The sequence below is a fragment of the Aestuariibaculum marinum genome (assembly GCF_014596975.1).
GTDB classification, from domain to species: Bacteria; Bacteroidota; Bacteroidia; order Flavobacteriales; family Flavobacteriaceae; genus Aestuariibaculum; species Aestuariibaculum marinum.
The window spans coordinates 1-13,014 of the sequence record NZ_JACVXD010000002.1 but is presented as its reverse complement, the minus strand read 5'-3'; the positions used below and the strand labels follow the sequence as shown (position 1 = coordinate 13,014).

General features: G+C 35.4%; 14 protein-coding genes. 10 read left to right on the top strand and 4 right to left on the bottom strand.

Features of this window, described 5'->3' with window-relative positions; translation table 11 throughout:
* Nucleotides 1-61 precede the first annotated feature (61 nt).
* The 5 genes from ICJ85_RS03935 (at nt 62) to ICJ85_RS03915 (ending at nt 4,296) form a co-directional block, all read left to right on the top strand.
* Nucleotides 62-655 (top strand): helix-turn-helix domain-containing protein, encoded by a 594-nt coding sequence (locus ICJ85_RS03935; RefSeq protein WP_188222488.1) that lies wholly within the window; start codon nt 62-64, stop codon nt 653-655.
* A 52-nt stretch (nt 656-707) separates the two neighbouring features.
* On the top strand, nt 708-1,031 hold the full coding sequence (locus ICJ85_RS03930) for a DUF4286 family protein (RefSeq protein WP_188222487.1): 324 nt from the start codon (nt 708-710) through the stop codon (nt 1,029-1,031).
* A gap of 93 nt (nt 1,032-1,124) precedes the next feature.
* Nucleotides 1,125-1,925, top strand: coding sequence for a 16S rRNA (adenine(1518)-N(6)/adenine(1519)-N(6))-dimethyltransferase RsmA (rsmA, locus tag ICJ85_RS03925; RefSeq protein ID WP_188222486.1), 801 nt, complete (start codon nt 1,125-1,127; stop codon nt 1,923-1,925).
* A gap of 3 nt (nt 1,926-1,928) precedes the next feature.
* Nucleotides 1,929-3,302 (top strand): magnesium transporter, encoded by a 1,374-nt coding sequence (mgtE, locus tag ICJ85_RS03920; RefSeq protein ID WP_188222485.1) that lies wholly within the window; start codon nt 1,929-1,931, stop codon nt 3,300-3,302.
* A 58-nt stretch (nt 3,303-3,360) separates the two neighbouring features.
* A complete protein-coding gene (locus tag ICJ85_RS03915; protein ID WP_188222484.1) occupies nt 3,361-4,296 on the top strand; it encodes a 2-hydroxyacid dehydrogenase in 936 nt (311 codons plus the stop codon).
* Nucleotides 4,297-4,308: 12 nt separating this feature from the next.
* Here ICJ85_RS03915 and ICJ85_RS03910 read toward each other — a convergent pair whose 3' ends face one another.
* Entirely contained in the window at nt 4,309-5,541 is a 1,233-nt protein-coding gene (locus tag ICJ85_RS03910; RefSeq protein WP_188222483.1) for a serpin family protein, read from the bottom strand.
* 138 nt (nt 5,542-5,679) lie between these two features.
* On the opposite strand from ICJ85_RS03910, the gene ICJ85_RS03905 reads away from it, so the two are divergent.
* From ICJ85_RS03905 to ICJ85_RS03890, 4 genes are all read left to right on the top strand, one after another.
* Nucleotides 5,680-6,138, top strand: coding sequence for an iron chaperone (locus ICJ85_RS03905; RefSeq protein ID WP_188222482.1), 459 nt, complete (start codon nt 5,680-5,682; stop codon nt 6,136-6,138).
* 2 nt (nt 6,139-6,140) lie between these two features.
* Nucleotides 6,141-6,527, top strand: coding sequence for a VOC family protein (locus tag ICJ85_RS03900; RefSeq protein WP_188222481.1), 387 nt, complete (start codon nt 6,141-6,143; stop codon nt 6,525-6,527).
* A 29-nt stretch (nt 6,528-6,556) separates the two neighbouring features.
* Nucleotides 6,557-7,321 (top strand): sulfite exporter TauE/SafE family protein, encoded by a 765-nt coding sequence (locus ICJ85_RS03895; RefSeq protein WP_241739485.1) that lies wholly within the window; start codon nt 6,557-6,559, stop codon nt 7,319-7,321.
* A 69-nt stretch (nt 7,322-7,390) separates the two neighbouring features.
* Nucleotides 7,391-7,735 (top strand): TM2 domain-containing protein, encoded by a 345-nt coding sequence (locus tag ICJ85_RS03890; RefSeq protein WP_188222480.1) that lies wholly within the window; start codon nt 7,391-7,393, stop codon nt 7,733-7,735.
* A 36-nt stretch (nt 7,736-7,771) separates the two neighbouring features.
* Here ICJ85_RS03890 and ICJ85_RS03885 read toward each other — a convergent pair whose 3' ends face one another.
* From ICJ85_RS03885 to ICJ85_RS03875, 3 genes are read right to left on the bottom strand one after another with little or no spacing between them, the layout of a single operon-like run.
* Nucleotides 7,772-9,616 (bottom strand): GNAT family N-acyltransferase, encoded by a 1,845-nt coding sequence (locus ICJ85_RS03885; protein WP_188222479.1) that lies wholly within the window; start codon nt 9,614-9,616, stop codon nt 7,772-7,774.
* Nucleotides 9,617-9,659: 43 nt separating this feature from the next.
* Nucleotides 9,660-10,910: an aspartate kinase gene (locus ICJ85_RS03880; protein ID WP_188222478.1), complete on the bottom strand. Its 1,251-nt coding sequence runs from the start codon at nt 10,908-10,910 to the stop codon at nt 9,660-9,662.
* A gap of 1 nt (nt 10,911) precedes the next feature.
* Nucleotides 10,912-11,391 (bottom strand): GNAT family N-acetyltransferase, encoded by a 480-nt coding sequence (locus ICJ85_RS03875; protein WP_188222477.1) that lies wholly within the window; start codon nt 11,389-11,391, stop codon nt 10,912-10,914.
* Between the two features lie 121 nt (nt 11,392-11,512).
* Here ICJ85_RS03875 and fbp point away from each other — a divergent pair, with 121 nt between their 5' ends.
* Nucleotides 11,513-12,517: a class 1 fructose-bisphosphatase gene (fbp, locus tag ICJ85_RS03870; protein ID WP_188222476.1), complete on the top strand. Its 1,005-nt coding sequence runs from the start codon at nt 11,513-11,515 to the stop codon at nt 12,515-12,517.
* Nucleotides 12,518-13,014 lie beyond the last annotated feature (497 nt).

Here is a 13,014-nt window from a genome sequence, read left to right as displayed (position 1 = left end):
AAGACGTTATCAAAATGAAGCTCTGAGACATAATTTTAGTCAAAATTAAAACCTATAAAAAATGAGTGAATTGAATTTAGCACAACGTGTAAAAGAATTAAGAAACAGAAAAGGATTATCTCAGGAAGATCTAGCTGAAGCCTCCAGTTTAAGCCTGCGAACCATTCAAAGAATTGAGAATAGCGAAACCGAACCTAGAGGTGATTCCTTAAGAAAATTGGCTAATGCTTTAGATTGTACTCCTGAAGATATCATTGATTGGAAAATTCAGGAAGATAAAGGGTATTTAACTTTTATGAGTATATCATCCTTAAGCTTTTTGTTCTTTCCCATTTTAGGAATCATCATCCCTCTTGTTTTATGGATATTGAAGAAGGATAAATTAAAAGGCGTAGATAAATTAGGAAAGTCAATTATGAACTTTCAAATCACTTGGGTTCTGGTATTGTTTACTTTTTATTTATTAATAATGTCAAGCTTTTTAGGTTTTTTTAGAACATCAGGCAGCTTAGGAATATCTGTAGGCCCCTTTGGGATAATTAAATTTATATTTATCACCTACGGTTTTAATATTTTAGTTACTGTTATTAATACCATTAGGGTTTATCAAAATAAATCGTATAAATATGTTCCAGCTATTCCAATTTTACGCTAAAATACTTTGATGCTGTTGCAGAACTACGGTACTTTGCAAAAACACTTTCATTATGTATATATATAACGTTACTTCAAATGTAGAGGAGTCAATTCACGAGCAGTGGTTAGTATGGATAAAAGATCACATTCCGCAGGTGTTATCTACAGGAAAGTTTAAAACAGCGACTTTAACACGTGTGTTGGTAGAGGAAGATATGGGAGGCGTTACCTATTCGGTGCAGTACAGAGCAACATCTCGTGAGGCTTTAGACGACTATTTAAGAGATCATGCCGGTATTTTAAGAGAAGATGTGGTGAAGCGTTTTGGTGATAAAGTGTTGTCGTTTAGAACCGAACTTCAAATAGTAGACGAGTACACGGTAAACTTTAAGTAGGTGTCGTTTTATTGAATAAGTTGCGAATCCTTGAGAAATGCAGCTATTCCAAATTATAAAACTTACTTTTGCATTTAAAATATTCAATATTCTGTGGCAAATAATTCCAATCAACATCAGGTAAAGGCAAAAAAACATTTAGGACAGCATTTCTTAAATGATGAAAGTGTAGCACAAGATATTGCAGATACACTTACTTTAAACGGTTACAAATCGGTTTTAGAGATTGGGCCTGGTATGGGTGTGCTTACCAAATATCTTCTTAAAAAGGATATTACTACATATGTGATTGAAATAGATACGGAGTCGGTAGAGTATTTGCAGTCTAATTATCTGAATTTAGCACCGCGAATTATTGAAAAAGATTTTTTAAAGTACGATTTAAACGAGGTTTTTAAAGGAGAGCCTTTTGCAATCATCGGGAACTTTCCTTATAATATTTCAACGCAGATTGTTTTTAAAATGCTGGAGATGCGTGACCAGATTCCTGAATTTTCAGGGATGTTTCAAAAGGAAGTTGCCGAGCGTATTTGTTCAAAAGAAGGCAGCAAGGTGTACGGTATTTTGTCCGTTTTGGCTCAGGCGTATTACGATGCCGAATATTTATTTACAGTACCGCCAGATGTGTTTAACCCGCCACCAAAGGTCGACTCTGGAGTGATGCGATTAATTCGTAAAGCCGATTACAGTTTGCCTTGTGACGATGCCTTATTCTTTAAAGTAGTCAAGGCGGCTTTTCAGCAACGTCGAAAAACTATTCGTAACAGCTTAAAAACATTTAATTTAAGCGATAGTTTAAAAGCAAATAGTATATTTGATAAACGCCCGGAACAACTCAATGTTCAGCAGTTTATAGAACTTACACAATTAATAGAAAACGATATTAAAGCATAACATTTGGCAGAAGAAACAGAAAACATACAATTTGAGTTGACAGACGATTTAGTTAATCAGGTAGAAAGTCTTATCCGCTTAAACCGTGATAAAGATCTTAAAAACCTGTTAGACGATTTTCATTACGCCGATATTGCCGAGATTCTTGATGAGCTGGATCTTGAAGAGGCCATGTATGTGATTAAACTTCTGGATTCTGAAACGACGGCCGATATTTTAATGGAGCTCGATGAGGACAATCGAGAAAAAGTCCTGAGAAATTTATCGACCAAAGAAATTGCCGAAGAGATTGGTGAATTAGATACCGATGATGCTGCCGATATTATTGCTGAGTTACCACAGGAACGCCGCCAAGAGGTTATCTCTCAAATTGAGGATGAAGAGCACAAGGCTGAAATTACCGAGTTACTTAAATACGACGAAGATTCTGCTGGTGGATTGATGGCTAAAGAGTTGGTTAAGGTTTACGATACCTGGACGGTAGCTGGGTGTTTACGTCGTATTCGTGGGCAAGCCAAAGAAGTTACCCGCGTACATTCGGTTTATGTGGTCGATAAACAGGAAAAGTTAGTGGGGCGCCTATCTTTAAAAGATTTAGTTGTTGCTAAAAATGAACAAAAAATTTCAGATATTTATATTTCAAGTGTCGATTATGTTCATGTAAAAGATCATGCTGAAGATGTGGCAAGAGTCATGCAAAAATATGATTTAGAGGCCATTCCTGTTGTAGACGACGATATGAAATTGTTAGGTAGAATTACCATCGATGATATTGTCGATGTGATGAAAGAAGAGGCTGAACGCGACTATCAGTTAGCGGCCGGTATTTCTCAAGATGTTGAAGCCGATGATAGCATCTGGAAGTTAACCAAAGCCCGCTTACCATGGTTACTTATTGGTATGTTTGGAGGTATTGGTGCTGCCAGTATTATTAACGGATTTAGTGATGCTATGGAAAAATTTCCAGCATTATTAATGTTTATTCCATTAATTCAGGCAACTGCAGGTAATGTTGGCGTGCAATCTTCAGCAATTGTGGTACAAGGTTTAGCAAACGATACAATAGATGGTAAAATTTTTAGTCGTTTACTTAAAGAGTTCGCATTAGGATTGGTTAACGGATTGGCTATAGCTGCTATTGTGTTGTTAATAAGTCATTTTGCTTTTAAAACAAGTTATTACGAGTCGTTAACCATATGTGTTGCGCTCATTTCGGTTATAATTATGGCTGCTCTTATAGGTACTTTTATTCCAATTTTCCTTGATAAACGCGGCATCGATGCTGCGGTGGCTACAGGGCCTTTTATTACCACCAGCAACGATGTGTTTGGGATTTTTATCTATTTTTTAATAGCAAAACTTATTTTAGGGTTTTAAAGGTATTGTTATGTCCTCTAACCCGAAACTTCGTAAATTTGCAGTCTAATTTTTTACCATGAAAATTCTTCATTTAGACACCAATCACGAGCTCATGCTAAATCAGTTAAACGATTTAGGATTTACTAATCATGAAGATTATACATCATCGAAAGAAGCTGTCGAGGCAAAAATTTCAGATTATGATGGAATTATTCTTCGTAGCCGATTTACCATCGATAAACCCTTTCTGGATGCTGCTACAAATCTTAAGTTTATTGGACGCGTGGGTGCCGGTTTAGAAAATATTGATTGTGAGTATGCCGAACAAAAAGGTATAACACTTATTGCTGCCCCAGAGGGGAACAGAAATGCAGTTGGTGAACATGCCTTAGGGATGTTGTTATCGCTATTTAATAAATTGAATAAAGCAGACAAAGAAGTACGACATGGACAATGGCTTCGTGAAGCCAATCGTGGTATTGAATTAGATGGCAGAACGGTAGGTATTATTGGTTATGGTAATATGGGAAAAGCCTTTGCAAAAAAGTTAAGAGGCTTTGATGTTGAGGTATTGTGTTACGATATTAAAGAAGGGGTTGGTGATGCGAATGCCAAACAAGTAAGTTTAGAAGAGTTTCAAGAAAAAGTGGAAGTAGTGAGTTTGCACACGCCACAAACCCCGTTAACTTTGGGGATGATTAACACCGATTTTATTAACGGTTTTAAAAGCCCGTTTTGGTTTATTAATACCGCACGTGGTAAAAGTGTGGTAACTCAGGATTTGGTTGATGCTTTAAAATCAGGTAAAATTCTTGGTGCAGGTCTTGATGTGTTAGAATACGAAAAAGCTTCCTTCGAAACATTATTTTCTTCAGAATTACCCGAAGCGTTTCAGTATCTAATCGATTCGGAACATGTGTTACTCACACCTCATGTTGCAGGCTGGACGGTAGAGAGCAAGGAAAAATTAGCACAAACTATTGTCGATAAAATAAAAGCTAAATTTTGTTAAACCGTGTAAAGCTTAATTTATAGCTGGGTTGCCTACTTTACCCATAAAACAAATAGAACCAGTTTCTTTTTCAGTAATTGTAAATAAAAAGGTTTTATTTAGCACAAGTTGTTTGGGTTGATTTCCAACAGAAGTTGTTTCAATTTCAATAACCGTTACCGCCGCAGCTTCGGTTCCTTCTTCGTTAACCTCAATAAATGTTTTTTGTAACACAGAAGATATCTTCGTTGGTATATCGCTAATGCCACTAAAATCAGCATAATCAGAAAAAGCTATACCAAGTCCAAGATTAGTAAGCGAATTATTTAATTTTTTTCCGTAACTAAATTTAAATTTTGGAATCGAGAGTTTTATCTCTTGCGGTTGGTAATTATTTTGCCATGTTTCCCAGTTTTGGCTATTCATTTCTATTATTACATCATTTATCTGTTTATCCGTGTTTGGAAGTATTAGGGTCATAATGTATTTGTCATTTTTATAGGGAAGTTGAACAGCAGAAAATAAATCGTTAGTTAGGTATTTTAAGTCATGTTGAGTAGTCATCATGTCTACTAACGTTTCTGTATTATCGTTTAAATAAAATGCTTCTGGTTTGGTGTTTTCTTTTTTAAATTCATGTTTCCATGTGCTTTTAAAATAAAGGGCATTTATGGCATACATAGCTGCTTGCGGAGAAATGACATCTAAGGCGTTAGGGATTTTACCATTAGTTTTATTAGAACACCAGTCGCTTATAGCTTCAAGTGTTTTTGGGTTATTAAAATCTTTGTTTTGTACTTCGGCATAGTAAAAGGTTTTGTTTACATCTATAAAGGAAGCATGTACAGGAAATGTATTGTTTACCCATAATGAATTGGCAATGTTAAATGTAGAGCTAGAGGTTGTTTCGGTAATGTAGTTTATAATATTTTGATTAACAACGTTTGTTTCTTCAAGAGTGGTATTACCATAATTAAAAATATTCGAAAATGCTTGTTTAGTATCTCCATTGGCTCCGTTGTAAACCATGCCCAAGGCTAATGATGCACTTACCGGTGAAATCATTACATTCGCTTTTTCTTCATCTTGTAAAACTTCTTTAAATAAAGAAAATGCAAAAGCGTTATTTGATGAAACAACTTCTTTGCTCTTTGTAATAGAGTTAAATGGCTCAAGATTATTTTCATCGTTAGTACTACATGAAATGCATAGCATAGTTATAGTTAAAATGGATGGTAAGGCGAGCAAGTTGGATAATAATTTCATGATCTAACAATTTATAATTTAAAATTCTTACACATTATAGATGTGTAAACTTTCAGAAGGTTGCGTTGAATTATATAAAATCTATTTCGAAGTTAATATCATTTAAATTCTTAATTTTAGGAAACTAAAGCAAACAAAATGCAATATCAAGCCGAAACGCCTGAAGATTATATTACACAAGTTCCTGAAGAACGTCAGGAGGCGTTGACTAAACTTCGTGAAGTCATTAAAGAAAATCTTCCGGAAGGGTTTCAGGAAGGCATTCAATATGGGATGATTGGCTATTTTGTACCTCATAGTTTATATCCCGACGGATATCATTGTAACCCAATAGAGCCTTTGCCGTTTATGAGTTTTGCATCCCATAAAAATTCTGTCAACCTTTACCATATGGGTATTTATGCAGTTTCCGAGATTTACGATTGGTTTGTTGCTGAATACCCAAAGTACTGTAAGCGTAAACTTGACATAGGTAAAAGTTGTATTCGTTTTAAGAAAGTAGAAGAGATCCCTTATCAACTCATTGCAGAATTATGCAGGAAACTTACCCCTGAGCAATGGATTACTATTTACGAAACTAATATTAAAAAGAAATAATTATGAAGAAACGGGTTACAGGTATTGGCGGTTTGTTTTTTAAGTCGAAAGACCCCAAGGCGTCGAAAGACTGGTATAAAAAGTATTTAGGCTTCAATACCGATGATTACGGTTGTACGTTTTGGTGGAAGGATGCAGACGGGAATGATTGTTCTACACAATGGAGTCCGTTTCCAGAGGATACCAAATATTACCAGCCTTCTAAAAAAGACTTCATGTTTAATTACCGTGTGGAAAATCTCCCCGTATTGTTAGAAATCTTAAAGCAGGAAGGGGTTACTGTAGTTGGTGAAATGGAGGAGTATGAATACGGAAAATTTGGTTGGATTTTAGATAATGATGGGAATAAAATAGAACTTTGGGAACCCGTAGACAAAGCTTTTTTGTAACTTCATCTTAAATTTTAAAATCATTTCTATTGGGGTATTTAGAGAGTCTTTATGCATATCAATTAAGTTTGTTTCAATGGATGGCTATTGCTTTTGCGGCTTTTGTTTTAGGGCTTTCAAAATCCGGTATTAAAGGCATCGGCATTATTATTATTTTGGTTCTGGCCTTTGTCTTTGGCGAAAAAGCATCGACAGGTATTTTACTTCCCATGCTTATTGTTGCCGACATTTTTGCGGTGGTGTATTATAACAAACATGCTAAATGGAATTATATCTGGAAACTGATGCCAGCCATGGTGGTTGGAGTATTGGTAGGCGTTTGGGTAGGTAATGATATTTCCGAAGAATTGTTTAAGTGCATTATGGCCATTATTATTATAGGTTCGGTAATTATCATGTTTTATACCGAAAGAAAACCGCTTAACGATGTCCCAAATAATGTAGGGTTTGCAATTTCAACAGGATTTTTAGCAGGCTTTTCTACCATGGTTGGTAATTTGGCAGGACCAATTGCTAATATTTATTTTCTGGCTACCCGATTACCAAAGAATGAATTTATAGGTACTGCCGCTTGGTTATTTTTCATCATTAATCTTTTTAAATTACCGTTTCATTTTTTTGTCTGGCATACGGTTAGTTTCCAATCGCTGGCACTAAACTCTGTTTTGGTTCCTTTTGTAATTATTGGTTTTTTTCTGGGGGCGTTTATGGTTAAACGAATTTCGAATTTGAACTACAGACGTTTTATACTTATCGTAACGGCTATTGGTGGGGTTGTGATGTTATTCAGGTAATATATTTGTTTCAGTTGAATAGAATTTTATTAAATTTAGAGAGACTAATCAATTTATAACGTTTTACCTATGTCAGAAGATAAAAATTTAAACGACGATTTTAAAGAAAAAGCAAAGGAGTTTGCTGAAGAAGCTAAGGAAACTGCTAAAGAATTTACCGAAGGCGCACAAGAAACTTTTGAAAGTGACAACAAAAAGGTGTTGGCTGGTATTTTAGCAATACTGTTGGGTTATTTGGGGATACATAAGTTTGTTTTGGGCTATACCAAAGAAGGTATTATTCAATTAATTGCTAGTGTGGTGACGTGTGGTATTGCCAGCATTATCCCTTTTATAGAAGGGATTATTTACTTAACAAAATCGGATGATGATTTTTACAATACCTATCAGGTTGGAAAGAAACCTTGGTTTTAATTAAGCCAAAGAGAGATATAAAAAAAAAGAGAGCAATTATTCGTTGCTCTCTTCTTCGTTATTACCATTCATAAACTTGCGTTCCAGTTCCGCCTGAAATTCTTCCATAACCGGTTTTACGGTGCTTTCGGGTAAATCGGCTATTTTAATGTACATCAGCCCATCAACGGAATTGTTAAACAGCGGGTCGACATTAAAGGCGACCAGACGCGCATTTTGTTTAATGTATTTTTTAAGGAGTACAGGTAAGCGTAAGGCCCCTGGTTCTACTTCATCAATAATTTTATCGAATTTATTTAAATCGGCTTCGGTTTCATCAAAGACAAAGTCTTTATCGGCATCTTTCAGCTTCACTTTAAATTCCTTTTTCGGGCGTACATATTGCGCGATATACGGATCGTAGTAATGAGATTTCATAAACTCAATCATCAACGATTTCGAGAAATTTGAAAATTGATTACTAATACTTACACCACCAATCAGGTATTTGTGTTCCGGATAACGCAATGTAATATGTACAATACCTTTCCACAATAGGAACAAAGGCATGGGCTTTTGCTGGTATTCTTTAATAATGAAGGCGCGCCCCATTTCTATAGACTGGCTCATCATTTTATATAATTCCGGCTCGAATCTGAACAGGTCCTGTAAATAGAATCCGTTGATACCGTATTTTTCAAAGATTTGAGCCCCTAATCCCATACGGTAAGCGCCTACGATTACTTTAGCATCATTATCCCACAAGAACATATGATGGTAATAGGTATCGAAATTATCCAAATCGATAGATTCGTTTGTACCTTCTCCAACTTCTCTAAAGGTAATTTCGCGTAGACGACCAATCTCCCTAAGTATGTTTGGTATTTTAATAGGCTCGGCCAAAAACACCTCGTAATTTTTACTTTGTAGCAGTCGGCCGTCATTTTCCCGCAGTGTATCAACCTCTGCAGTCATTAACGCTTTATCTACAGGTGTTACAATGTTTTTAGGAAGTTTTGCCGTTTTTAATGTTGATGATAAATTATCTAATATTTTCGATTTATGTTCGAATGCATTAGATAGGATATAGGTTTTTCGTCTTAAAAATTCTGAGAAATCATCAAGAGAGGTATATTCTTTTTGATCGGCAACCGATATAGGTCTACCAATACGCACCTTAATAGTACGGCGTTTTTGAGTTAATAGTTCTGAAGGTAATTTTGCCGTTCTTAAAGTGTCGCTAATTTTTGAAAGTTTGTAAAAAAGTTTACTGTTCTTGGCATGGAAATATATTGGTACGACCGGAACTTCGGCTTTTTTAACCAGTTTCATGGCAGCTTCTTCCCAAGGGCGGTCTACAACCAGTTTACCATCGCGATAAGTTGAAACTTCACCGGCGGGGAAAATACCAAGCGGATGCCCTTCTCTTAAATGTAGAATGGCATTTTTAAAGCCTGCAATGCTTGATTTAGCGTCTTTTCGGTTTTCAAAAGGATTTACCGGCATAATAAAGGGTACTAACGGCTCAATTCTATGCAGTAAAAAGTTGGCGATAATTTTAAAATCTTTGCGTTGTTCGAGCATTAATTTTAAAAGTAAAATACCATCAATCCCACCAAGCGGATGATTAGACACCGTAATATAAGCACCGTCTTTTGGTAAGCGCTTTAAATCCTCTTCTGGAATTTCGAATTTTATTTTAAAATCGTCTAAAATAGCATCCAAAAAGGGGAGTTCTTCCAGGTGCTTATTTCTGTTGTATATTTTATTAAGTGTTGAAATTTTTAAAACTTTCATAAGTAGCCACCCTAAAAAGGTGCCTATAAAACCGTATTTCGCTACATGAATTACTTTAGCGACTTCTTTGGCAGTTACCAGCCCTGTATTTTGCTGTTTAGTCATGAGTGTAAATGTACTAAATTGTTTAGTTACTTCTTAGTGAGATTTAATAGCCAACAATTTGTACAGTTTCTTGAGTTAATTGTTTTAATAATACCGTTTTACCTTTTTCAATTTGATTTATTGCCGATTGATTATAATGTCTAATCGTGTAAAGCGAAACGTTTTCGTGGCATGTTACCTTAAATTTTGCTTTTAAATGAAGCAGTAATTTTTCCAGATTATTGTAATTATCGTCTATACAAACCGAAAAACTAATTGCTGAATTTTGAATAACATCTACCTTCATCTTGTGCAAATGCAGTAAATTAAAAATCTCGCTAATGTTTTCCTCTACGATATACGAGAAATCCAGAGATGATAGCGATATCAACACCTGATTTTTTTTAACAATAAAGCAGGGAATAATAGGGTCGAGGGTAATGTTTTTACCAATTCGTGTTCCCGGAGCTTCCGGATGCAAAAACGATTTAACGTACAACGGAATTTCCTTAGCTTGCAGTGGCTGTAAGGTTTTAGGGTGAATTACAGAAGCCCCGTAAAAAGCTAGTTCGATAGCTTCGCGATAACTAATTTTGTTTAGTAACTGCGCATTTTCAAAATATCGAGGATCAGCATTTAATACGCCGGGCACATCTTTCCAGATGGTGACACTGTTGGCATTTAAACAGTAGGCATAAATGGCAGCCGTATAATCACTGCCTTCTCTGCCTAATGTGGTTGTAAAGTTGTTGGCATCGCTTCCTAAAAAGCCTTGCGTAATATTTAAAATTTGAGTGTTGAATTGTTTTGAAATGTGTTCCTGAGTAATGCTCCAGTTTACGTGAGCACGCCGGTAATAATTATCGGTTTTTATTTGATTGCGAACATCAATCCAATTATTGTATATGCCAATAGAGTTTAAATATTCGGTAACAATAGTTGTGGAAATGAGTTCTCCAAAACCAATAACTTGGTCGTAAACAAAATTGTAATCTGGCGATTTGTTACTTTTTAAAATGCTTTTAAGTTCGTCGAAAAACGATGTTACTTTGGTATAAACCTGGTGCGAATCATCTTCAAAAAGTGTTAGTAATATTTGGTTATGATATTTTATAACCTCCTGAAGCGAGCTTTGTAATTCGGCCTTGTTATCAAAATAGTTTTTAATAACAAGTTCTAAGGCGTTGGTTGTTTTACCCATGGCCGATACCACAATTAGGGTATTTTTATACCCCGTTTTTTGGAGTACCGATGCCATATTTTTTACACCTTCGGCATCTTTAACCGATGCGCCACCAAATTTAAATACTTGCATATTATAAGTTCGCTATATAATCCTTTATACCTTGTTCGCTTAAATGTACAACATTCCAATCTCTTAACACATTGGCACCTTTTTTCTCATATAAATTAATAGCAGGCGTATTCCAGTCAAGTACTTCCCAATTGATGCGTCTGACGCCTAAGTCGTATCCGAATTTAACCACTTCGTCAAGTAAAGCTGTTCCGATACCAGCACCGCGCATGTCTTCGCTAACTACTAAATCTTCAAGGTGTAAAATGCGACCTTTCCAGGTGGAGTAACGGTGAAACATAATGGCAGTACCTTGTACTTTTCCGTTAACTTCGGCAACCAAACACTCAAAGGCTGGACGATTTCCAAAGCCATCTTTTTCAAGGTCTTCAAGGGTAACTTCTACAGCATCGGGTTCTTTTTCAAATACAGCGAGCTGGTTTATCAGTTCCAGAACGCGTGTCATATCTGCTTTTTCAGCTTTTCTAATTGTGAAATTCATAATACTTTAATAATTATTTCAAAGATAGTTTAAACTGGAATATTTAAATTGTTTTCTTACTCGAAAACGTTGTAGTTATTTAAAAAATAACGGATATTTGTATAAACTAAACCTTCATTTCATGGCGCATAAAAAGCAAACCTTAGGAGAATTTATAATCGAAAATCAAGCATCTTTTAAATATTCTTCTGGTGAATTATCCAGTCTTCTTAATTCATTACGTTTGGCGGCTAAAATAGTAAATCACGAAGTTAATAAAGCCGGATTGGTTGATATTATTGGGGCTGCTGGAGATACAAATATTCAAGGAGAAGATCAACAAAAGTTAGATGTATACGCTAACGATAAATTTATTCAAACGCTTACCAAGCGTAATATTGTTTGTGGTATTGCGAGTGAAGAGGAAGACGATTTTATTACTATTAATAGTATTGATGAAAGTCATGGTAATAAATATGTGGTATTGATTGATCCTTTAGACGGGTCTTCAAATATTGATGTTAACGTGTCGGTGGGGACTATCTTTTCTATTTATCGTCGTGTGACTCCTGTAGGAACGCCTGTGAAGATTGAAGATTTTTTACAAAAGGGAAGTAAGCAGGTTGCGGCCGGTTATATTGTTTACGGAACATCAACCATGTTGGTTTACACTACCGGAGATGGCGTAAATGGTTTTACACTTAACCCGGCCATTGGGTCATTTTATTTATCGCACCCTAAAATGGAGTTTCCTGAAGATGGTAATATTTATTCGGTGAATGAAGGAAATTATATTCAGTTTCCTCAAGGTATAAAGGATTATATCAAGTACTGCCAAAAAGATGAAGGCGACAGACCTTATACGTCAAGGTATATTGGCTCTTTAGTTTCCGATTTCCATAGAAATATGATTAAGGGAGGGATTTATATGTATCCGCAAAGTTCTAAAAACCCTAAAGGTAAATTACGTTTGCTATATGAATGTAATCCTATGGCATTTTTGGCTGAACAGGCCAATGGAAAAGCGAGTGACGGATTTACACGAATTATGGATATTCAACCAACCGAGTTGCATGAGCGTGTACCGTTTATTTGTGGTAGTAGAAATATGGTAGATAAGTGTGAAGAGTTTATGAAGAATGCTTAGAATAACATTTTTTAAATATTGAAAAAGCGAGCTGAAAAGTTCGCTTTTTTTGTGGGTCATTATTTTTATTTGGGCGTTCCCCTTCGTTTTTCTTCGGGTTGGGCTATCCATTATATCTTTTTATGCTACTATATATAATAGAGTAATAAGTGGTATTTAATTATACATATATATAACAAAGAAAGTAGGATGCAAGCATAAAAAGGATGTCATTACTCTCCCTAACGCAGAAATCAACTTTAATATAGTATATGGTAGAGACGTTATTATATAATAGATACTATAAAGCTGAAGGTTTTGCATTTAAATAGGGCATTTAAAAAGCATAACTTAAAAATAATTCGGTTATAACCTCTTGATAATAAGCTTATGGAATAAAACTTCAAAAAAAAGGTTTAAAAAAGTTTGTTAGTTAGAGAGAAAGGGTGGTATATTTGCAGCCCGTTAGCGGCGAAGCTGCTAGGGTAAGTTCATAAAAAGATAGCGATACGAGGTTT